This is a genomic window from Niabella beijingensis, assembly GCF_020034665.1.
GTDB lineage: Bacteria > Bacteroidota > Bacteroidia > Chitinophagales > Chitinophagaceae > Niabella > Niabella beijingensis.
On the sequence record NZ_JAIQDI010000001.1, the window covers coordinates 751,393 to 771,454 of the forward strand.

Here is a 20,062-nt window from a genome sequence, read left to right on the forward strand (position 1 = left end):
CTGCAGGGTCATCGGCACAATCATTCCTTTTCATCGTCCGAAAACCCTGTTCCTTCCTCTATCCCGTTTTCGCCGCCCGCGAATTTCGCGAAAAAATACCAGTAAACAGTCCCTTTTTTAAAATACCACACCCAGCTTATCGCCCAGTGCTTTGAGATCAGCAGCTACAGCCGGCAATAAAGGGATCCCTTCCCGGCTTCGTTCTGCTTCCATGATCCGCTCAGGGTCTCCGGGTATCAGCACCTGTTCCTGTCCCTGTATGGGCGCTGCATTCCGGAACCCGCTGATCCAGTCGTCCATATCGCGCTTATATGCTTCCACCGTACGAAAGGCATCCACCCGCATGGCTCCGAAAAAATGACCGATGCCTTTTCCCGGCTGTCGTTCGGGCATAGGTACATAAGCCGGAAAAGGCGGTACCCAGGGCGCATAGTTGGCACCACTGAGCAGGGCAGAAAAGATATCCACCACTGCGCCCAGGGCATAGCCTTTATGACTGCCATGTTCCCTGTCGCCGCCCAGGGGAAGCAGGGCGCCTCCTTTTTTAAGAATACTGGCATCCGTAGATGCATGTCCCTCAGCATCCTGTACCCATCCCAATGGCGCCGCTTCCTCTTTTCGCTGTAATATTTCCAGTTTTCCGTTCGCTGCGGTGGTTGTAGCAAGATCTGCCACAAAGGGAGGCTGCACACCTGCAGGTGCCGCTACACAAATGGGATTGGTGCCCAGCATTTTTGAAATGGAAAAAGTAGGCGCCACCAGCGGACTGGCATTGGTCATGGAGATACCGATCATATCGTGTTCCAATGCCTTCATCGCATGGGCAGCAGCAATTCCGTAATGATTGCTGTGCTGCACACTGACCCAGCCCGTACCCACATTACGGGCCTTTTCTATGGCCAGCTGCATGGCAAAGGGCGCTACCACCAGTCCCAGCCCGCCGTCACCATCCACTACTGCCGTCGACGGTGTTTCATGAATCACCGTTATTTGTGGTGTTGCATTCACCCGTTTTGCTTCCCAGAGCCGCACGTATCCTGAAAGGCGTGCCACACCATGCGAATCCACACCCCGCAGATCTGCGGAAAGCAACACGCTGGCAGCAGTGACTGCATCTGTATCCGGACAACCTATTTTTTTAAAGACCTGGATGGTGAAATCAAGTAATTGCTGATAAGCATATGTTGTATCCTGCATGTCCACAAAATAACAATAAAGCCTAAAACTTTTGCATTAATAATTTACAGGGAACGCAGTGATCATAGCGTCGGTAACCGTAAGCCGCATCAGAAGCGCATTACAGGGCTATGGATTGCCCTTCTGAATAGCTGCCGCGAGATTCTTCATAAACGCCGAATAGGCCAGCATGTAATTGTCCTCTTCCGGGTAAGGCGAAGCTTCAAAATATTCCTTTAACAGGCCATGTGCTGTTCTGGCATCGCCGGCATTAAAGAACAGTCCGGCAAACCGGGAAGAAGAATCAAAAGGTTTGAGCATCACTCCTCCGTTGTAATAGGAAAAAGGTAGTTGAAACCGGCGGGTATTGAAATAGTCTGCACCGGAATTGTTCAGCGCTTCGAGATAGATCCCGTCATATTGTAACAGGCTCACCACCCGGCCGGCGATCGCTGCCGGTGTTTCCGGTTTTGCCGGCTTTGTCCGCCACCTGCTCAGCGCCGTGGCAGCGAGACCCTGATCACCGTAGCCCTCCGTCTTTATCCGGTAGCAGGCCAGCATGATATCTGCATGCGCCTTTTTATAATCGATCCGTGATGATAAGGTCAGGATGCTGTCCGAAAGTGTTACGATCTCGAATACATTTTCCTCCTCCTTGAATCCGATTATATCCGGTGGCAGCAGTTCCCATGTTCGTTGCTGCCATCGTCCGAGGCTGTCTTCCACCACCACTTTCCCTGGTGAAACAATAAATGTGTTCAGCTCAAAAATATCTTTTAACCGGGATAGGGTGTCCTGCAGCAGCGCCGCCTGTTCCTCGGTAGCGTTCCGGGTACCTACTTTAAATACCAGCCAGTTCCCTAATAATTTTTTTTGGATTGCTTCAGGCGACAGATGCTTTACATCACGGTTAGTGGTGGTTCCCGTACCACATCCGGCGGCCAGCAGCCCCAGAATAAATAGAACGAAAAAGAAGCGCATGCAGCAGGTAATTTTGGTGTAAAAGAAGCTGTATCAAAAGCCGGTTTATAATGTCTTACGTTCTGTCCGGTCTGTCGGAACAGCAGCATCAGGAAGAGTTTTGATACAGCCTCTTGTTAAATTGAGTTTAACTTAGAATGGAAGATCGTCTGCAGCATCTTCATTGCCGCCTGCAGCCGGTATACTGCTGCTGCCGGTGTTATATCCGCCGTTCGCAACCGGCGCTCCGCCTTCTCCGCGGCCTCCCAGAAGCTGTACCTCGCGTACTCTTAATGATAAAACAGCGCCATTGGTTCCATCGGTGCGGGTAAAGCTGCGCACCTCAGGGTTGCCCTCCGCATAAACCTGTTTTCCTTTAGTAAGGTATTGAGATATCGCTGTACGATCGGTCCACCAGGCACAATCCACCCAGGTTGTTTTCTCCTGGTTATTGCCCTGGGCGTCACGGTACCGTTCTGTATGGGCTACTGTAAAATTGATAACGCTTTTTCCGTTTACATTATTTACCACACAATCCTTACCCAGGTTCCCGATGATCTGCATCTTTAACATAGTGCTCAAATTTTGATTTATAAAATAATATAGCAAGATAATCTTTTCGGCCAGAATCACCTAAAATTTTACGGAATCATGATAATCGAAATACCTGCTGATTTACAACACATTACCATCGTTCACCCGCAAATAAAGCGCGGGTAAACAACCGCTCCTGACAGGCGTTCTGTAAATCTGAAATCTTAGTTTATCTTTGCAGTTTATTATATGAGCAAGAAAGGAAAAGTTTTAGTGGCGATGAGCGGCGGCATCGACAGCACAGTGGCGGCGCTGATGCTGAACGACCAGGGCTATGAGGTGATCGGTATCACCATGAAAACATGGGATTACAGCGGCAGCGGCGGCGGTAAAAAAGAAACCGGCTGCTGTAATGTAGACAGTTTTAATGATGCCCGTATGGCGGCTGTGCAGCACGGGTTTCCACATTTTATACTCGACATCCGGGAAGAGTTCGGCGATTTTGTGGTGAATGATTTTGTGGAGGAATACCTGGCAGGACGCACACCCAATCCCTGCGTGCTCTGCAATACACATATCAAATGGAGGGCTCTTTTAAAAAGAGCGGACGCCCTGGGCTGCGAATTCATCGCCACCGGCCACTATGCAAAAGTGCGGCAGCATGATAACGGCCGTTTTGTGATCAGCAAAGCAGTGGATCATACAAAGGATCAGAGCTATGTGCTGTGGGGGGTGGACCAGGAGCTGCTGGCCCGTACCATTTTGCCCCTTGGCGGATTTCACAAAACCGAGATCCGTCAGATGGCACTGGACTATGGCTATCCTGAGCTGGCCAAAAAAAGCGAAAGCTATGAGATCTGTTTTGTACCGGATAATGATTACCGCGGTTTTCTGAAAAGGCGTGTGGACGGACTGGAAGCACGTGTGAACGGAGGTGACTTCGTGGATAAGAGCGGAAAGATCCTGGGCAAACACAAAGGCTATCCTTTTTACACCATCGGGCAGCGGAAAGGGCTGGACATAGCCCTGGGCCGTCCTGTATTTGTTACAGAGATCAACCCTGAGAACAATACCGTTGTACTGGGAGATGAGGAAGACCTGGAAAAGGATGAAATGCTGGTAACGCGGATCAACTACATAAAATATGACGCCATCACCCCGGGAATGGAAGCCACCACAAAGATCCGGTATAAGGACAGTGGTACCCTTTCCAATCTTTATACAGAAGGCAATGATATAAAAGTATCTTTTTATCAGAACGCCAAAGGAATTGCGCCGGGGCAAAGCGCCGTGTTTTATGAAGGGGACGATGTCATCGGAGGCGGTATCATCCGTTCCGGAAAGAAACTTCTGTTCCCGTCCATCTAATGTATCTTTACCATCAAAACAGTCAATGAGAAAACGGTTTTATTTGCCCGTATTTATAGCTGCCCTGCTGCTTTTTTCCTGTGGAAACAGGAAGGATTCCTTTACTTCCGTTGCGCTGGCAAAGGATTACTTTCCGGTACAGGTGGGAAAGTATATTACCTACCGCGTTGACTCCACGGTTTTTGTAAGAAGCGGAAGCCAGGTCGAGCTGCATTCGTACCAGGTAAAGCATAGCATTACCGGAACTGCTACAGACAATATGGGCCGGCTGACCTATATTGTAGAGCGGACCTTACGTAAAGCAGACGGGACGGGAAACTGGACCGGCAACGGCCGGTATTACATCACCCCGCTTGAGAACAGTGTGGAGGTGATCGAACATAACCTCCGGGTAATAAAGCTCGCCAACCCGATGTACACGGGCTTTGAATGGAAAGGCAACAGGTACCTGATCGCGCCGGACAGCGTGTCACAGGCTTCCCCCTACAGCGATCTTTACGACACGGAGGCCGATAATGATATGAATAAATGGGTATTTAAATATACCGGTTTCGGAAATGAGACCATCGAAGGCCAGCAGTATACTGATGTGTGTACGGTGCTTCAGGCAGACAATGTATTAAATATGCCCCCCAATGGTTCCAGTTACGGGTATAAAGCCGTTTCTTCGGAAAAATATGCAAGAAATATCGGGATGGTATACCGGGATCATCAGATTTACGATTTTCAGCCGCCCAATGTGGACAATCCCCAGGGTACCTATTCCGGTTTCGGTATCACCATGTGGATGATCGATCATAACTAGATCACACACAACCCTCACCAGCCGGAGCCCTGCGGCCGGTGGATTTCCGGAACAACACCGGATTGATTACGCAAATTGTACGCAATGAAAAATTACATCTTCCTGCTCCTGGCCATCCTCTTCGAAACCATCGCTACCTCTATGCTTAAAACCTCTGAGCAATTCACAAAGCCGGTGCCCAGCATCGTCACGATCCTTTGTTATGCGGGGGCATTTTATTTCCTGAGCCTTACATTAAAAACGATACCCGTTGGCATTGCCTACGCTATCTGGTCGGCAGTTGGCATCGTCCTTATTACCCTGGTGGGTATTTTTGTCTTCAAACAGGTACCGGACCTGCCCGCCATCATCGGACTGCTCCTGATCATCGCCGGCGTGATCATCATCAATGTTTTTTCAAAAACATCTGCACACTGACCCTCCGGCTGTTTTAAATCTGGACCTCTCAACAAAGAAACTCCGGACTTTTTAACAAAGTTATGCCAGCTTTTTTGCCGGAACTTTGTCTTATAAAATTCGGAAACATGGTTATTTCAGACAATAAGGCCCCCGTACTGGTGACCGGGGGGAACGGGTTCTTGGGTATTCATTGTATTGCGCAGCTGCTGCAGCAGGGCTACACTGTAAGAACGACGATCCGGAACGCAGCCAGAAAAAAGGAGACAGCAGAAATGCTGAACAATGCAGGGATCACCGATCAGCACCGGTTGACCTTTGTGGAAGCCGATCTTATGGATGATGAAAACTGGCAGGCCGCTGTAACAGATTGTACCTATGTGCTGCATGTGGCCTCCCCCATCTTCCTTCGTTTGCCAAAACAGGAGGATGAAATGATACGTCCGGCCGTGGAAGGTACGCTGCGGGTGTTGCGTGCCGCCCGCAATGCGGGTGTGAAGCGGGTTGTAATGACCTCTAATTTCGGAGCAGTGGGCTATAGCCATACCGACAGGAATACCCTGATCACAGAAGAAAGCTGGACCTCACCGGATCAAAAGGGATTGTCGGCCTACAACAGATCAAAAGTACTGGCAGAACACGCTGCCTGGGATTTTATAAAGAAGGAAGGCGGCAACCTTGAGTTATCCGTCATCAATCCGATGGCGATCTTTGGTCCGGCTTTTGGTCCCGCGCTTTCCAGCGGGTTTGAGCTTCTGAAAAAACTGATGGATGGCACTATTAAAGCCATTCCCCGGATTGTTCTGGGTATTGTTGATGTACGTGACGTTGCGGATCTTCATATCCGCGCCATGACAGATCCGGCAGCAAAAGGACAGCGCTTTCTCGCGCTCGCCGGTGGTACGCTCTCCCTTCCGCAGATCGCAATGCTGTTAAAAAAAACATTTCCGGAAACAGCTTCCCGTATCTCCGGGCGGATCGCACCCGACTGGATGATCCGCCTGGCGGCCCTGTTCAATAAGCAGGCAAAGGCAATAGCCCCCCTGCTGGGTGTTTACCGGAATGCCAGCAATGAAAAGGCCCGCCGCCTGCTGGGATGGCGTCCCCGGAGCAATGAGGAGGCCGTCCTGGCCACAGCCGGCAGTCTGTTAAAATATCATTTTGCCAATGCGTAAATTCGCAGGGAGTTTTTATAACAATCGTTTCTTAAACAAATACAATGGGAATAAACATCATCTTAACCGGCGCTACCGGGATGGTAGGAGAAGGGGTATTGCTGGAGTGCCTCGCCCATCCGGCTGTGGACACCGTTCTTTGCATCAGCCGCAGACCGGTACAGCGAAAACATCCGAAACTGAAGGAATACCTGGTTCCTGATTTTTTGAACCTGCAGCCGGATGATCCCCGGCTGAAAGGATATGATGCCTGTTTTTTCTGTGCGGGGGTCAGCAGTGTGGGAATGAAGGAAGACCGCTATCGCATCATGACCTATGATACCACACTTCATTTTGCAAAAGCCGTATTGCAGCAGAATCCGCAAATGGTATTCAATTATGTCAGTGGCCGGGGTACGGACAGTACCGAAAAAGGCCGGCTGATGTGGGCACGTGTAAAGGGGCAGACGGAAAATGCGCTGCTGCAGCTGCCTTTCAGAAACGTATACCTTTTCCGCCCGGCCTTTATGAAAGCCAGTCCCGGTCAGCAATTCCTTCCGTCGGCCTACAAATACCTCGGCTGGCTGTACCCGGTGCTCAAAACCCTGTTTCCCAAAAGTGTCAGCACCCTGCAACAGGTAGGCAGGGCCATGATCCGGACCGTACTGGAGACGCCGGACAAACCGGTACTGGAAGTAGCAGACATCAATGCTCTCGGAACACAATAAGCCTTCTCTTAAAGTTATGAGACCATTCATTAAATTTATAAAACGTTTTATGATTGTTTTACTGAGCGTTTTGATAGTGCTCACGGTTATCACTTTTTTTTACATGCGGCAGCCGAAATTCGGGAAAGCCCCGTCCGGTGCGCGACTGGAGCGTATCAAAAAATCCCCGAACTACCGGGATGGGAAATTTCAGAACATCCATTTTACGCCCACGCTTACAAAAGGGTATAGTATGTTCGGGGTGATAAAGGACCAGCTCTTTAAGACCTTTCCCAGAAGAAGACCTGTAGATTCCATCCCATCTGTAAAAACCGACCTGCTTCAGTTACCCGCCGACAGTAATCTGCTGGTCTGGTTCGGACACTCGTCCTACTTCATGCAGCTCAATGGTAAACGTTTTCTCATCGACCCGGTGTTCAGCGGTAATGCCGCGCCCCTGCCCGGAACCGTGCGTTCGTTTAAAGGCAGTGATATTTATACCGCAGAGGATCTGCCCCCCATCGACTACCTGCTGATCTCCCACGATCATTATGATCATCTCGATTATGAAACGATTGTGGCCCTGCGTCCGAAGATCCGTTCGGTCATCTGCGGCCTGGGTGTGGGTGCTCACTTTGAATACTGGGGGTTTGACACCAAAAACATCACGGAGATGGACTGGAATGAAACCGTACCGCTGGACAGTAATATCACCCTTCACACTGCCGCTGCCCGGCATTTTTCCGGGCGGGGATTTACGCGCAACAATACCCTGTGGCTGTCGTTTATCCTGCAAACCCCTTCGCAGACCATTTACCTGGGCGGAGACAGCGGATATGACACACATTTTGCCGAGATCGGCAACCGGTTTGATTCAATCGATTGGGCCATCCTGGAGAACGGCCAGTACAATAAGGCCTGGCAGGCGATCCATATGCTGCCACCCGAAGTATTGCAGGCCGCGAAAGACCTGAAAGTCCGTCGCATCCTGCCGGTACATTCATCAAAGTTCACGCTCGCGCAGCACCCCTGGGATGAGCCGCTGAAGGAGCTCACCCGTTTAAACAGCACGCACCCGGTTCCGCTGATCACACCCCGTATCGGGGAGCCGGTCGTACTGGATCATCCTGTTTCCTTTCAGCCCTGGTGGGAAACGATTCAATAAATGTATATGAAGATAACCGAGATCACTTCCTGTTATATCGGCCCGGTCATTTCACCGGAACAGTTTATCCCGGAGCATTTCTTTTTATACCTGCAGAAAGGAACCGCCGAAGGATATGATGGTCACAAAAAACAGTATCTGAAAGCAGGCGAATGCTGCATGATAAAAAAGAACCGGCTTGCCCGCTACCGGAAGCAGAGCGAAGACAACCGCTTCGAAAAGATCGTCATAATATTTGATGAACCGTTCCTGCGTTCCTTTTATGACAGGCATCACCCGCCGGCAGCCGGCATCAAATCAGACGATGCATTTGTTCCGCTGCCCCGGCACGAATGGATCCATAGTTTTATACGGTCGCTAAGTCCGTACTATGCAAATAACGGAAAAATAGAAGAACCGTTTTCATCCCTGAAACGAGAAGAACTGCTGCTGATCCTTTTAAAACTAAAGCCCGGGCTCTCCGGCAGTTTATTCGATTTTGGCATTCCGCAAAAGATCGACCTGGAGGCCTATATGAACCGCAACTACCGGTTCAATGTAAGCATGGAGCGCTTTGCATACCTCACCGGCCGTAGCCTTTCCGCATTTAAACGGGATTTCCGGGTCACATTCGGGGAAACACCCGGACGCTGGCTCCTGCGGAAACGCTTACAGGAAGCTTATTTTCTCATCCATGAAAAAAAAGAAAAGCCCAGTTCCATCTACCTGGATCTTGGTTTCGAAGACTTATCGCATTTTTCCTATGCATTCAAAAAGGAATTCGGGCAGGCACCAACGGCGCCGGTCATTGAATGATCCCGGAACGGCTGTTGGCTTTCTTTCCCTTATGTATTAATTTTGAAACCATCATTTTATTAATACAGGTATATGCAAATAAAACAATTACCCACAGCAGGCCTAGTGGTGGTAAAAGACGGTAAATTACTGCTCGCCTACAGCAATAATAAAAAGGCCTGGTATCTGCCGGGAGGGAAAATCGAAACCGGTGAAACTGCGATCCGGTCGCTTCAGCGGGAAATAAAGGAAGAGCTGAACCTGAACATCCCTGCAGATGAGCTGCGCTACTATGGCCATATAACGGCCCCTGCGTACGGAGAAGAAGGTACGGTTATAATGGAACAGGAATGTTTTTTATACACACTGAGCACTGATATTACACCCGGCAGGGAAATTGGAGCGGTCGCTTTTTTTAATGAAGCGGAATATGCAAAGCAGCCGGCACAGGTACCGGGCGTCCTGCAGCTTTTCGAACGCCTGAAAAAAGATCAGTTAATCCCTGCGGATATCCCGCAATCAGTTTAAAAACAGGCACGGACCATCCGGAAAGCATTATTATTCCTATCTTACAGCAACAAAGAGATCCCGTTTTGAAACATCAGTTGTTCCTGTTTATCTGGTTGCTGGCGGCTGCCGGCCTGAAGGCTCAGCCGGATCCTTCCTACAAAGTGGTGGCTTATTATTCCGGCGACAGCGCCACGTTGCTGCAATACAACTTTAAAGGTATTACACACTTGATCTACGGGTTTGCCCACCTGGACAGTACCGGGAAGCTGGCCGTATCCCGTTCAAAGGACACGGCCGTGCTGAAAGCATTTGAAACGGTAAAGCGCCGCTATCCTCATTTAAAAACCCTGATCGCTCTTGGCGGCTGGGGCGGCTGCCGGCCCTGTTCCGGAACATTTGGTCATTCCGACAGCACCGCTTTATTTGCCGCATCCGTCGTGCATTTTTTAGACAGGTTCCATCTCGACGGCATTGACCTGGATTGGGAGTACCCGGCATTACCGGGTGTTCCCGGTCATCCTTTTGCCACGGAAGACCGGCCCAATTTTACGCGTCTTCTCCTCAATCTGCGGCAGCAGTTGGGAAAACAAAAACTGATAACCTTTGCAGCGGGAGGTTTTCAAAAATACCTGGATGAATCGGTGGAATGGACAAAGATCGCTGATGCGGTCAGCTTTGTAAACCTGATGACCTATGACCTGGTGCATGGATACTCCACACGGACCGGCCACCAGTCTCCGCTTTACTCCTCCCTGCCGGATGAAGAGTCGGTAGACCGGTGTATCCGTTTTTTTAAGCAGCGGCAATTCCCTCTTCATAAGGTCATCATAGGTGTGCCTTTTTATATAAGAGCTTTCCAGGTAGATGATCCGGGAAATAATGGCCTGTTCCGGCCGGGAAAATTCGTCTATATGCGGGGCTACCGGCGCAACCTGGATTCATTGACCGCAGCCAACGGCTTTACCCGTTACTGGGACGACAGGGCAAAAGCGCCTTACTGGTTCCATCCCGGACGCAAACTCTTTATCACCGGGGATGATCCCCAGTCATTACGTTATAAAATGGACTATATCCGGCAACATCAACTGGGCGGTATCATGTTCTGGGAGTTGAATTATGATACGTTCCGGAACGGACTGTTGCAACAGGTATTATTCTGACTCCACCCCTGCTTCTTTTTCTTCAAAAAGGTCTTTGTTATAAGCCTTCACCCCGATTTTGAAAAGAAATACAATGCTACAATCACCAGTATGGCGATCACAACTGCTGTTGCGATTTTTGATACGGAAAGCGGCTTGTTACCGCTGATGGCGCCCGTCTGGCCGTTTATGATGAACTGATAGGTCTTGCCCTTGAACAGGTACTGGCACAGCCAAACAGGAAAAATCACCTGCTTGAATGTTTCACCGGAATAAGTCGTTTGCACATTCAGATCCCGATAGGTATCTGCGGTCAGCCTGGAAATGGCTTCCGTCTCTATGGCACGGTCCATAAGCCTTCGTGCTTGCCGATAAGTTTCAGAGAGATCCTTATCATAGGCACGGGCGTTCCAGCCCAGCAGGTATTCTTCATCAAATACCACCAGGTCCTGCAACTGATAGGGATAAACCGCATTGATCCGCTCCTGCGGAATGGTTTTATTGCCGCATACCAGCACATCATCAAAAAATTGGGAAAAGGAACCGGAACGCCAGGTCCAGTCCGTATGCCGCACCTGCTCCGTAACTTCTTCCCCGTTCGCATTCCGCCGGCGTACCGTTTCATAATAATAACGCCCCGAGTAACCACTCCAGTCATTTTCTGTCTGACAATCGAAGGTCCAGAAAGGTACATAATGCCCCTCGAGCTGGTCTGCCAGGGAAAGCTTTTTCAGATCACTATCATTCCAGAATCCTTTACCGATCCAGTTGGTAAAACGGTCGAGCGCATCCTGTTTGGAGATCTTAAAAGGAATGATACCTGTAGGACTGATACTCCGGGTAGCATAGGCCTCCGGGTTCACCACATTGTTGCCGCAATTACGGCATTCAAAAAAAGCAATATCCCCTGCTTCCTGTGTTTCCTGTCCGCACTTGCTGCATTTATATACCACTACAGGTACCGCAGCGATCGGGATCTTCTCAGCATTTTTAAAAATGCTGATCTGCTTCTCCTCCAGCACTTCCGTACTGGATTGTATGGGGATCACGGTACCGCAGTGAAGACATTTCAGACTTTTTTTTACCGCATCATAATTCAACTCCGATCCGCAACTGGGACAGGGATACTCTTCAAGTGCCTGCATAAAAAAACAGCTTACAGCTTGGCTAAAATTTCTTTTTTCTTTTCGGCAAATTCCTCTTCTGTAATAATGCCCTGGTTCTTAAGTTCCCCCAGTTGTTTCAACAGGTCCATCAGGTTGCTCTTATTGTCAGAGGCTGATTGCTGCGGCTGGTTGGCCTGTGCCATCAGGTTGGTTAATACCACCCCGGCGCCCACACCACCCATATTGCCTGCGGCATCGTTATTGGAAAGATTCTCCAATGCAATACCACCCTGCATCTGGTTGAAATCATTCAGGTTCCCCTTCAGTATATTGAGCTCTGTTTTCTTGTCAAGAATCTTCTCCACTTCTTCCGGCAATGAAATATTTTCGATAAAGAACTTCTCGAGGGAAAGTCCGTAGCTGTCCAATTCTTTCTGAAATTCGGGTTTCAACTGTGCACCGAGTGCCTGGTAATTGGCCGCCAGTTCCAGTACTGAGATCTTTGCCTTGGCAATCACTTCCGCAAAGTGACTGGAAATAATTCCCTGCAATACGTCTTCCACTCCTTCCACACGCACAAAAGGATTGGTGCCTGCAAATTCTGTTATGAACTTTTTTGGATCAGCGATGCGGATCGCAAAATTGCCAAAAGCTTTAAGCCGTACCTGTCCCAGCTCGGCATCCCGGATCAGTACCGGCCCTGAAGTGCCCCATTTGAGGTCCGTAAATTGACGGGTGCTGATGAAATAAATATCCACCTTGAACGGTGACTCAAACCCATATTTCCAGGATTTGAGTGTGGTGGTAATGGGCATATTGCTGGTGGAAAGGGTATGCAGCCCGGGTTGGTAGAGATCACCAAACTCGCCCTCATTCATCAGCACCACTTCCTGGCTCTCCCGAACGGTCAGTTTTGCCCCGTTCTTGATATTGTTTCCCTTATCCTGAAATTTCCAGATCATGGTATTGTTGGAAGCATCTACCCATTCGATAACTTCTATGAATTCGTTTCTGATAAAGTCAAATAATCCCATGGTATTTTTATTTTTGAAATTAAGGTAAAAACGTGATACTTACAGCACCCTGGCATTATCTCCGGATGAAGGTTCACCTTTTTTGTTTGAACAACCATGCCGGCAGCGCATCATTCAACAGAAAAGGAAGCGTGATTGTATTATGGTTCAGGTGATTAAATGTAGTAAACAAAAGCCGCCGGTTTTTTTTCAGGAGGTTAAATAAAGCAACGCTCCCCGGATAAGGATTTTCATCATCTTCTCTGCCGTGAACAAGCCATACCGGTTTGTCAGCAATCCCGCCGGTATTGGAAAAATCCGGTACGCCGGCGATCGTCACCAGGGCCGCAAACCGGCCCGGATCCAGGCTTAAGAGGTGCTGTGCGGTTGAAGCCCCCATGGAATAGCCGACAATATAGATCCGCCGGTCATCTATTTCGGGGTGGGTTTTGACAAGCGCTGCTACCAGGTCCAGCACGATGGGCACGTCCGCCGAAGGAAAAGCCTCCAGTACTCCTCTGGAAGAATCCATCGCATAATTGGAAGAACGTTTTGCAAACTGCGGTGCCGCCACAAATGCCGGATATTTTTTCCGGATATCCCGGCGCAGCCAGATACGGGCCAGTGGTTCCAGCTGCCGTTCGTTATCACTGCCCAGTCGTGATGAATTATGCAGGGTGATCACCAGGGGATATTTCTTATAGGGCTGCCGGTGCAGCGGGACCAGCAAACGGTAAGGCAGCTGCACACCATCTTTGTGATATACTTTTTTCTGATAACCGGTATCCGGCAGGTTGTTCAGTGCCGCTCTTGCCTGTGCTGCCGCACTGCTGTCAAACCGGATATCTGAAAAGCGCTGTCGCTGCCCCTGTACGGGCCTGATCAGCAGCAGGTATACCAGGAAAAAAGTCGTCAACTTCAATGGCCGGCACATCGGTGGTATCAATATTTTTTTAATCAGAAATAAAATGGTCGTTGTCTTATTGTTCTTTTTGCAGCAAGGCCCCGAACATGGTGTCCGCTTTAAGTGTATATCCTTTTATCACTTGTTGTTCTTTTACCTTCCACCCCCGTTGCTGTAACCAGGCCACCTGGTCTTCATTCTCCGCATGGAATACGGAACAGGTGATATAAAGTAAAAAACCACCGGGCTTTACAGCATGCCCCAGGTTCGTCAGAATTTTTCGCTGCAACGTGGCATAGGTCTTTATCTCGGAAGTGTTAAAATAATGCAGCCGCTCCGGTGTACGGCTCCAGGTACCGCTTCCGGAACAAGGCACATCGGCAATTACCAGATCAAAATGGGCGCGGAAATGTGGTGCCGGAGACATGGTAGCATCTGCTACCAATGCATTAAATGAAGTGATCCCCGCTTCCCGGAAACGGCGCTTCAGGTTGGCGATGATGCTGGAACGCAGGTCTGATACCGTCAGTTCAGCCGGGGCCAGTACATCCCATGCCAACAGAGATTTTCCTCCGCTTGCGGCACAACAATCCCAGATACTGATTGGAGATTGGAGCGTTGAGCCCCGATAGCTATCGGGGTGAGCCTTGAGTGTTTTAAAAAAGCGCAGCAGACCGGCCGTTTGCTGCGAGCTCAGGTCCTGTACCACCACTTCCCTGTTGATGTCAAGAACAGTATCCGCCTTTACCGCATTGTTTAACCGGATCGCATCACCTTCCAGTTTAAAGCTGATACCGGCAGCTTCCAGTTTTTGTTTTACCCCCGCTTCGTTGCCGGGGCGGATACGCAGGAAAAGATCGGGTTGGGTAAGAAATGACTGTTCGAGCAAAGCCGCATCAACAGAAGGGCTCAGCTGTTTTTTCCAGGGGAATACCGTTCCTGAAAAATGTTGCGGCACCTGATAGGCTTCAAACAGGGGCTCCCAGGCAACGGCCGCCGCATCTGCGGTCGTCCGTAATCCCAGCAGGATCCGCTGTTCAAAAGAAAGATCGGTAAAATCCTTCCCCAGCCGGTAATACGCATAACACAGTTGTGCGATCTGCTTCCGGTCTTTACTGCCAAATTTTTTTTCTCCGGAGAAAAAGTTTTTTAAAAAATGGGCCAGCGGCATTTCTCCCTTATAACTGCCGATGATCTTTACGGCGCTATTCAGATAAGAATAAAACCGGCCGGGAACCTTTTCCGGGCTACCTGATATGGATTGTTCAGCGGTCAATCGGATTGTTTGAAAACCGGAGCGGCCTGTCTACATATCGTAAACAGGCCGCTCTCCTATTGTGTTTGATTATAATTCCAGTAAGGTTTTTATCGGGTCCTGCTGAATCAGCAGCAGTGCCGGATTTTCCAGCAATTCCTTTACGCGGACCAGGAAGCTTACTGATTCCCTTCCATCGACGATCCGGTGGTCATAACTCAACGCGATATACATCATCGGACGGATCACCACCTGCCCGTTTTCTGCAATGGGCCGCTCTACGATATTGTGCATACCCAGGATGGCACTTTGCGGTAAATTGATGATCGGGGTACTGATCAGGGAGCCGAATACTCCTCCATTGGTGATCGTAAAAGTCCCCCCGGTTAGGTCCTCCGCGGTCAATTTGCTGTCGCGTGCTTTCTTCGCCAGGTCCAGCACCGCTTTTTCCACGCCGGCCATGCTCAGACTTTCCACGTTCCGGATCACCGGAACGGTCAGTCCGCGGGGAGTGCTTACGGCAATGCTGATGTCTGCATAATCATGGAACAGGATCTGATCTCCGTCGATGTATGCATTTACAGAAGGCCATTCGGACAATGCAATGGCACAGGCCTTTGCAAAAAAGCTCATAAAGCCCAGTCCTACTCCATGTGCCTCTTTAAATTTATCCTTGTATTTGGACCGTATATCCATGATCGGCTTCATGTTCACTTCGTTAAAGGTGGTGAGCATGGCCGTGGTATTTTTTGCTTCCACTAGCCGGCGGCTGATCGTTTTGCGGAGGCTGGTCATCTTTTGCGCCCGCTCGTTCCGGCTATACAGTTCTCCGCCTGCAAAAGCTTTTCTTCCCGGGTTTGCCAGTGCGGCCAGTACATCCTCTTTTACGATCTTACCCGCAATTCCGGAAGGTGTCACATCTTTCGGGTTCAACCCCTTGTCTGCAATAATAGCGGAAGCAACCGGTGTTGCTTTTACCGATGCGGCGGTAGTGGTTCCGTTACCGGGAACAGCTGCCGGTTTTTGCTTTTCAGGATCCGGGGCCGGGGTCTTGGCCTCTGCCGGCTTTTTATCCGCAGGCGCCTGTTCCGCCCCGGGTTCAGGCTCCGGCCGGGCTGCTGTATCATCAATAGAGGCAATGGTGTCCCCGATGTTCAGGGTATCCCCCTCAGCGGCATTGGTGGTGAGCACTCCTGCTTTCTCCGCATTTACCTCGAAAGTGGCTTTTTCACTTTCCAGTTCGGCGATCACTTCATCGCGCTCAACATATTCCCCTGTATTTTTTACCCATTTTAAGAGGGTCACTTCACTGATCGATTCCCCAACAGTGGGAACTTTTATATCAATTGCCATAAAAAAACTGCTTTTTAAAAAGGTATGGCAAAGTACGGCAAAAAATTGTAAACTTCTGCGTTCTGACCGGAGAATTGAGACAGGAGTATTGAGATTTGAAATATAAGAATCGGGGCTGAAGCGATCTGCAATCATCCATTAGCAACCAGCCGGGCATGACAGGCCGGTCTGACGGCTGACGGATGCATACTGATAGCTCCAAAATATCACACAAATTGGCGATAGGCGGCTATTTTTAATGCCTTAATTTTATAATATGAATATGACAACCATACACGTGGCTGTTTTTGATGATAATGCCTACCGGAGAGATAGCTTAAGTATGCTGATCAATGCGTCGCCCCGTATGACCTGCACCGGAACTTTTTTCGATTGCAGTAACGTCATTACGGATGTCCGCAAAGCCGATCCGGATGTGGTATTAATGGACATCGACATGCCCAATGTAAACGGCATTGAGGGGGTAAAGATCATCAAGGTAAATTTTCCCCGGATCCAGGTGCTGATGCAAACGGTGTATGAAGATGACAACAAGATCTTTGCGTCTATTTGCGCGGGGGCATCGGGTTATATTCTGAAAAAATCACCTCCGGCCCAGTTGATCCAGGCCATTGAGGATGTTTATAACGGCGATGCGGCAATGACCGCCTCTATTGCCAAAAAGGTATTAACTGCTTTCCAGAAAAACGTCTTTTTTGAAAACAACGAGGAAGTAGAGCTTACCGGCAGGGAAAAAGAGATCCTGAACCTGCTGGTGAAGGGATACACCCGTAAGATGGTAGCTTCGGCCTGCAACCTGAGCATCCATACCGTAAATACACATATTAAGAATGTGTATGAAAAACTACAGGTGAACTCCGTTTCAGAAGCTGTTGTAAAAGCGCTGAATCAGAAGCTCCTATAAGCGCTCATGTTTAGTTTTGAATAGATAAAAAAAGGGCGGAATTTCTATTCCGCCTGCTATTTCCTGTTACATTGAAAATGCGGTATTAATGATCTCTTCCTGTTCGGCCTTATGCACTTTCATAAACCCGGATGCCGGTGCAGCACTGGGTTTGCGGCCAATGATGCCATAGTTGATATCTTTAAGGTTCATCTGAAGGAAGGAAGCGGCACCCATATTCAGCGGCTCTTCCTGCACCCAGTACCATACAGCATTCTTATATTTTGCATACAACGCATCCAGCTGCTTTTTGGGCAGGGGATACAATTGTTCCAGGCGTACCACGGCTACATTCTTCCGGTTGTCTTTCTGTTGTTTTTCTGCCAGATCAAAATAGATCTTGCCGGAACAGAACAGTACGGTTTTTACTGCTACCGGGTCATCGGCATAACTGTCATCGATCACTTCACGGAACCGCCCGTTTGTGAATTCTTCTTTAGGAGCATAACTTCCCGGATGCCGCAGATTGGCCTTGGGGGCAAAATTCACCAGCGGTTTGCGGAACGGCCACCGCAGCTGACGGCGCAGCGCATGGAAGTAATTGGAGGAGGTGGTGATATTGGTAACAACGATGTTCAATTCTGCGCAGGACTGCAGGAAGCGCTCAATGCGTGCACTGCTGTGTTCCGGCCCCTGCCCTTCAAATCCGTGCGGCAACAGCATTACAAGGCCGTTCATACGGTTCCATTTCTGCTCGGCGCTGGTGATGAACTGGTCGATCATCGTTTGCGCTCCGTTCACAAAATCGCCAAACTGCGCTTCCCATAATACCAGTACATTAGGCGAGGCCAGTGCAAAACCATATTCAAATCCCAGTACTGCATATTCGCTCAGCAGGGAATTAAAGATCCTGAATTTCTTGTCGGTCGGTAGTATGCTCAGGCGGTTATAGGCCACATCTGTTACTTCATCCCTGAGGATCGCATGGCGGGAGCTGAATGTACCACGTCCGACATCCTGCCCGGTCATGCGTACATCATATCCATCCATCAGCAGGGTACCAAAGGCCATCAGCTCACCGGTTGCCCAGTCAACCTTGTGTTCGGTATCCAGCAGTTTTACTTTGTCCTGGAGCAGTTTTGCCACTTTTTTCAAAGGTGTAAACCCTTCGGGGATCGTCATCAGGGCATCAAACACCGTTTTAAATTCTTCGTCGCTTACAGCGGTGTCCGGACTTTCATCAAAATCCAGCGGTGTAGCCTTGCGCAGGCTTTTCCATTGCAGTTCCGGTTCCTGATAGGTATAGGGTAACGGTTTTTGTTTTACCTCATCCAGCCGGTCCTGAAGATCCGCCCAGAATTTCTTTTCCATTTCCTTTGCCAGTTCTTTTGCATCCTCCTCACCATTGTCCAGCAGGTATTTTACATATACTTCCCGTGGATTGAGGTGTTTATCGATCAGCGCATACATGGCCGGCTGGGTGAATTTCGGGTCGTCTCCTTCATTGTGCCCGTGCCTGCGGTAACAAACCATATCGATAAAAACATCCGCATGAAACTCGTTGCGGTAACGGGTGGCGATTTCCGCGCATTTCACCACGGCCTCGGGATCATCCCCGTTCACGTGCAACACAGGTGACTGTACCATCGCGGCAAGCGAAGTACAATAATCAGCACTCCGTGCATCGGAAAAATCGGTGGTAAAACCGATCTGGTTATTGATTACAAAGTGAATGGTTCCGCCGGTATAAAAGCCTTTAAGCTTGGACATCTGCAACAGTTCGTATACCACGCCCTGTCCGGCCAGTGCAGCGTCACCGTGAATCAGGATCGGCAATACCGTTTCGTAGCGTTCGTCGTGCAGGATATTGGCACTGCTGCGCGCAAAGCCGAGCACCACAGGATCCACAGCCTCCAGGTGAGATGGGTTCGGCATCAGCTTAAGGTGCACCGTCTCCCCGTTGGTAGCCTGGATCACGCTTCCAAAACCCAGGTGGTATTTCACATCCCCGCTTCCCATAGTCTGGTTGATCTCACCTGTACCTTCAAATTCACTAAAGATCTGCTCATAGGTCTTTCCCAGTATATTGGCCAGTATGTTCAGTCTTCCACGGTGGGCCATGCCGATCACTACTTCCTTTACCTCCAGGGCAGCGGCCTTGTTGATGATGGCATCCAGTGCGGCGATGGTCGTTTCTCCTCCTTCAAGCGAAAAACGTTTCTGTCCCACATACTTGGTATGCAGGAATTTTTCAAACATCACCCCTTCGTTCAGTTTTTCCAGGATGCGTTTTTTTTGTTCCAGGGGCAGCGGACTGGTGAATTTCTTCTCCATTTCATTGGTCAGCCAGTCCACTTTCTTCTGATCACTGATGTATTTAAATTCAATGCCTACATGTCCGGCATAGCATTTCTTCAGATGGGATAAAATATTCCGGAGCGTGGTCGTACCCAGGCCGATGAGGCTGCCGGCTTCATAGGTGGTATCCAGGTCAGCTTCCGACAAACCAAAAAAGGGAAGATCGAGATTGGCGCCGCGGTCTATGCGTTTTTTTATGGGGTTGGTATCTGCCAGCAAGTGCCCCTTGTTCCGGTATCCCAAAATAAGCCGGTATACCGCGATTTCCTTTCTCCAGTCAGCCGCAGCAGTTCCGCTTCCTGCTGCAACAGCCGGCGCGCCGTTCTTTTGTGCCAGACCGTTACCAACCGCAAAGTCAAATCCTTCAAAAAATTTTTTTAATTCGGTGTCTACGCTCTCCGGGTTATTTACAAACTCTTTGTACATGTTTTCAATAAATTCGGGAGAAGAGCTTGTAATGTACGAAAAATCCTTCATTGTAAATCAGCTATTTATATATTAT

General features: G+C 49.4%; 19 protein-coding genes. 10 read left to right on the forward strand and 9 right to left on the reverse strand.

Going from position 1 to position 20,062, the window contains the following annotated elements:
- Positions 1 to 117: 117 nt before the first annotated feature.
- The 3 genes from K7B07_RS03290 to K7B07_RS03300 form a co-directional block, all read right to left on the reverse strand.
- Entirely contained in the window at positions 118 to 1,197 is a 1,080-nt protein-coding gene (locus tag K7B07_RS03290) for an Ldh family oxidoreductase (RefSeq protein ID WP_223707417.1), read from the reverse strand.
- Positions 1,198 to 1,305: 108 nt separating this feature from the next.
- Positions 1,306 to 2,157, reverse strand: coding sequence for a hypothetical protein (locus tag K7B07_RS03295; RefSeq protein WP_223707419.1), 852 nt, complete (start codon positions 2,155 to 2,157; stop codon positions 1,306 to 1,308).
- 132 nt (positions 2,158 to 2,289) lie between these two features.
- Positions 2,290 to 2,709 carry a single-stranded DNA-binding protein gene (locus K7B07_RS03300; RefSeq protein WP_223707420.1) on the reverse strand — a complete coding sequence of 140 codons (420 nt, stop codon included), beginning with the start codon at positions 2,707 to 2,709 and terminating at the stop codon, positions 2,290 to 2,292.
- A 210-nt stretch (positions 2,710 to 2,919) separates the two neighbouring features.
- On the opposite strand from K7B07_RS03300, the gene mnmA reads away from it, so the two are divergent.
- From mnmA to K7B07_RS03345, 9 genes are all read left to right on the forward strand, one after another.
- Entirely contained in the window at positions 2,920 to 4,038 is a 1,119-nt protein-coding gene (mnmA, locus tag K7B07_RS03305; protein WP_223707422.1) for a tRNA 2-thiouridine(34) synthase MnmA, read from the forward strand.
- Positions 4,039 to 4,063: 25 nt separating this feature from the next.
- Positions 4,064 to 4,843, forward strand: coding sequence for a hypothetical protein (locus tag K7B07_RS03310; RefSeq protein WP_223707424.1), 780 nt, complete (start codon positions 4,064 to 4,066; stop codon positions 4,841 to 4,843).
- Between the two features lie 84 nt (positions 4,844 to 4,927).
- Entirely contained in the window at positions 4,928 to 5,260 is a 333-nt protein-coding gene (locus K7B07_RS03315) for a DMT family transporter (protein ID WP_223707426.1), read from the forward strand.
- A gap of 107 nt (positions 5,261 to 5,367) precedes the next feature.
- Positions 5,368 to 6,414: an SDR family oxidoreductase gene (locus tag K7B07_RS03320; protein WP_223707428.1), complete on the forward strand. Its 1,047-nt coding sequence runs from the start codon at positions 5,368 to 5,370 to the stop codon at positions 6,412 to 6,414.
- A gap of 44 nt (positions 6,415 to 6,458) precedes the next feature.
- Positions 6,459 to 7,121: a Rossmann-fold NAD(P)-binding domain-containing protein gene (locus tag K7B07_RS03325; RefSeq protein ID WP_223707429.1), complete on the forward strand. Its 663-nt coding sequence runs from the start codon at positions 6,459 to 6,461 to the stop codon at positions 7,119 to 7,121.
- A 49-nt stretch (positions 7,122 to 7,170) separates the two neighbouring features.
- Positions 7,171 to 8,265, forward strand: a complete 1,095-nt coding sequence (locus K7B07_RS03330) for an MBL fold metallo-hydrolase (RefSeq protein WP_223707431.1) — start codon at positions 7,171 to 7,173, stop codon at positions 8,263 to 8,265.
- A 6-nt stretch (positions 8,266 to 8,271) separates the two neighbouring features.
- Positions 8,272 to 9,060: a helix-turn-helix domain-containing protein gene (locus tag K7B07_RS03335; RefSeq protein WP_223707432.1), complete on the forward strand. Its 789-nt coding sequence runs from the start codon at positions 8,272 to 8,274 to the stop codon at positions 9,058 to 9,060.
- A gap of 72 nt (positions 9,061 to 9,132) precedes the next feature.
- The gene (locus K7B07_RS03340) at positions 9,133 to 9,567 is read left to right on the forward strand and encodes an NUDIX hydrolase (protein ID WP_223707434.1); all 435 of its coding nucleotides are present in this window, start codon (positions 9,133 to 9,135) and stop codon (positions 9,565 to 9,567) included.
- Between the two features lie 65 nt (positions 9,568 to 9,632).
- Positions 9,633 to 10,709, forward strand: a complete 1,077-nt coding sequence (locus K7B07_RS03345) for a glycoside hydrolase family 18 protein (RefSeq protein WP_223707435.1) — start codon at positions 9,633 to 9,635, stop codon at positions 10,707 to 10,709.
- Positions 10,710 to 10,756: 47 nt separating this feature from the next.
- Here K7B07_RS03345 and K7B07_RS03350 read toward each other — a convergent pair whose 3' ends face one another.
- The 5 genes from K7B07_RS03350 to odhB form a co-directional block, all read right to left on the reverse strand.
- Entirely contained in the window at positions 10,757 to 11,833 is a 1,077-nt protein-coding gene (locus K7B07_RS03350; RefSeq protein WP_223707437.1) for a hypothetical protein, read from the reverse strand.
- Positions 11,834 to 11,844: 11 nt separating this feature from the next.
- On the reverse strand, positions 11,845 to 12,828 hold the full coding sequence (locus K7B07_RS03355) for an SPFH domain-containing protein (RefSeq protein WP_223707439.1): 984 nt from the start codon (positions 12,826 to 12,828) through the stop codon (positions 11,845 to 11,847).
- Positions 12,829 to 12,901: 73 nt separating this feature from the next.
- Positions 12,902 to 13,741: a carboxylesterase family protein gene (locus K7B07_RS03360; protein WP_223707441.1), complete on the reverse strand. Its 840-nt coding sequence runs from the start codon at positions 13,739 to 13,741 to the stop codon at positions 12,902 to 12,904.
- A 46-nt stretch (positions 13,742 to 13,787) separates the two neighbouring features.
- Positions 13,788 to 14,987, reverse strand: a complete 1,200-nt coding sequence (locus K7B07_RS03365) for an RsmB/NOP family class I SAM-dependent RNA methyltransferase (RefSeq protein WP_223707443.1) — start codon at positions 14,985 to 14,987, stop codon at positions 13,788 to 13,790.
- Between the two features lie 69 nt (positions 14,988 to 15,056).
- A complete protein-coding gene (odhB, locus tag K7B07_RS03370; protein ID WP_223707445.1) occupies positions 15,057 to 16,319 on the reverse strand; it encodes a 2-oxoglutarate dehydrogenase complex dihydrolipoyllysine-residue succinyltransferase in 1,263 nt (420 codons plus the stop codon).
- A gap of 256 nt (positions 16,320 to 16,575) precedes the next feature.
- Here odhB and K7B07_RS03375 point away from each other — a divergent pair, with 256 nt between their 5' ends.
- The gene (locus tag K7B07_RS03375; RefSeq protein ID WP_223707448.1) at positions 16,576 to 17,223 is read left to right on the forward strand and encodes a response regulator transcription factor; all 648 of its coding nucleotides are present in this window, start codon (positions 16,576 to 16,578) and stop codon (positions 17,221 to 17,223) included.
- 66 nt (positions 17,224 to 17,289) lie between these two features.
- Here K7B07_RS03375 and K7B07_RS03380 read toward each other — a convergent pair whose 3' ends face one another.
- Complete coding sequence (locus K7B07_RS03380; RefSeq protein WP_223707450.1) at positions 17,290 to 20,037, reverse strand: 2-oxoglutarate dehydrogenase E1 component; 2,748 nt, start codon at positions 20,035 to 20,037, stop codon at positions 17,290 to 17,292.
- Positions 20,038 to 20,062: the final 25 nt, after the last annotated feature.

What these genes read in the sequence shown, in the direction of transcription:
- K7B07_RS03290 (WP_223707417.1), bottom strand. Translation starts at nt 1,197, where the DNA reads ATGCAGGATACAACATATGCTTATCAGCAATTACTTGATTTCACCATC.
- K7B07_RS03295 (WP_223707419.1), bottom strand. Translation starts at nt 2,157, where the DNA reads ATGCGCTTCTTTTTCGTTCTATTTATTCTGGGGCTGCTGGCCGCCGGA.
- K7B07_RS03300 (WP_223707420.1), bottom strand. Translation starts at nt 2,709, where the DNA reads ATGTTAAAGATGCAGATCATCGGGAACCTGGGTAAGGATTGTGTGGTA.
- mnmA (WP_223707422.1), top strand. Translation starts at nt 2,920, where the DNA reads ATGAGCAAGAAAGGAAAAGTTTTAGTGGCGATGAGCGGCGGCATCGAC.
- K7B07_RS03310 (WP_223707424.1), top strand. Translation starts at nt 4,064, where the DNA reads ATGAGAAAACGGTTTTATTTGCCCGTATTTATAGCTGCCCTGCTGCTT.
- K7B07_RS03315 (WP_223707426.1), top strand. Translation starts at nt 4,928, where the DNA reads ATGAAAAATTACATCTTCCTGCTCCTGGCCATCCTCTTCGAAACCATC.
- K7B07_RS03320 (WP_223707428.1), top strand. Translation starts at nt 5,368, where the DNA reads ATGGTTATTTCAGACAATAAGGCCCCCGTACTGGTGACCGGGGGGAAC.
- K7B07_RS03325 (WP_223707429.1), top strand. Translation starts at nt 6,459, where the DNA reads ATGGGAATAAACATCATCTTAACCGGCGCTACCGGGATGGTAGGAGAA.
- K7B07_RS03330 (WP_223707431.1), top strand. Translation starts at nt 7,171, where the DNA reads ATGATTGTTTTACTGAGCGTTTTGATAGTGCTCACGGTTATCACTTTT.
- K7B07_RS03335 (WP_223707432.1), top strand. Translation starts at nt 8,272, where the DNA reads ATGAAGATAACCGAGATCACTTCCTGTTATATCGGCCCGGTCATTTCA.
- K7B07_RS03340 (WP_223707434.1), top strand. Translation starts at nt 9,133, where the DNA reads ATGCAAATAAAACAATTACCCACAGCAGGCCTAGTGGTGGTAAAAGAC.
- K7B07_RS03350 (WP_223707437.1), bottom strand. Translation starts at nt 11,833, where the DNA reads ATGCAGGCACTTGAAGAGTATCCCTGTCCCAGTTGCGGATCGGAGTTG.
- K7B07_RS03355 (WP_223707439.1), bottom strand. Translation starts at nt 12,828, where the DNA reads ATGGGATTATTTGACTTTATCAGAAACGAATTCATAGAAGTTATCGAA.
- K7B07_RS03360 (WP_223707441.1), bottom strand. Translation starts at nt 13,741, where the DNA reads ATGTGCCGGCCATTGAAGTTGACGACTTTTTTCCTGGTATACCTGCTG.
- odhB (WP_223707445.1), bottom strand. Translation starts at nt 16,319, where the DNA reads ATGGCAATTGATATAAAAGTTCCCACTGTTGGGGAATCGATCAGTGAA.
- K7B07_RS03375 (WP_223707448.1), top strand. Translation starts at nt 16,576, where the DNA reads ATGAATATGACAACCATACACGTGGCTGTTTTTGATGATAATGCCTAC.
- K7B07_RS03380 (WP_223707450.1), bottom strand. Translation starts at nt 20,037, where the DNA reads ATGAAGGATTTTTCGTACATTACAAGCTCTTCTCCCGAATTTATTGAA.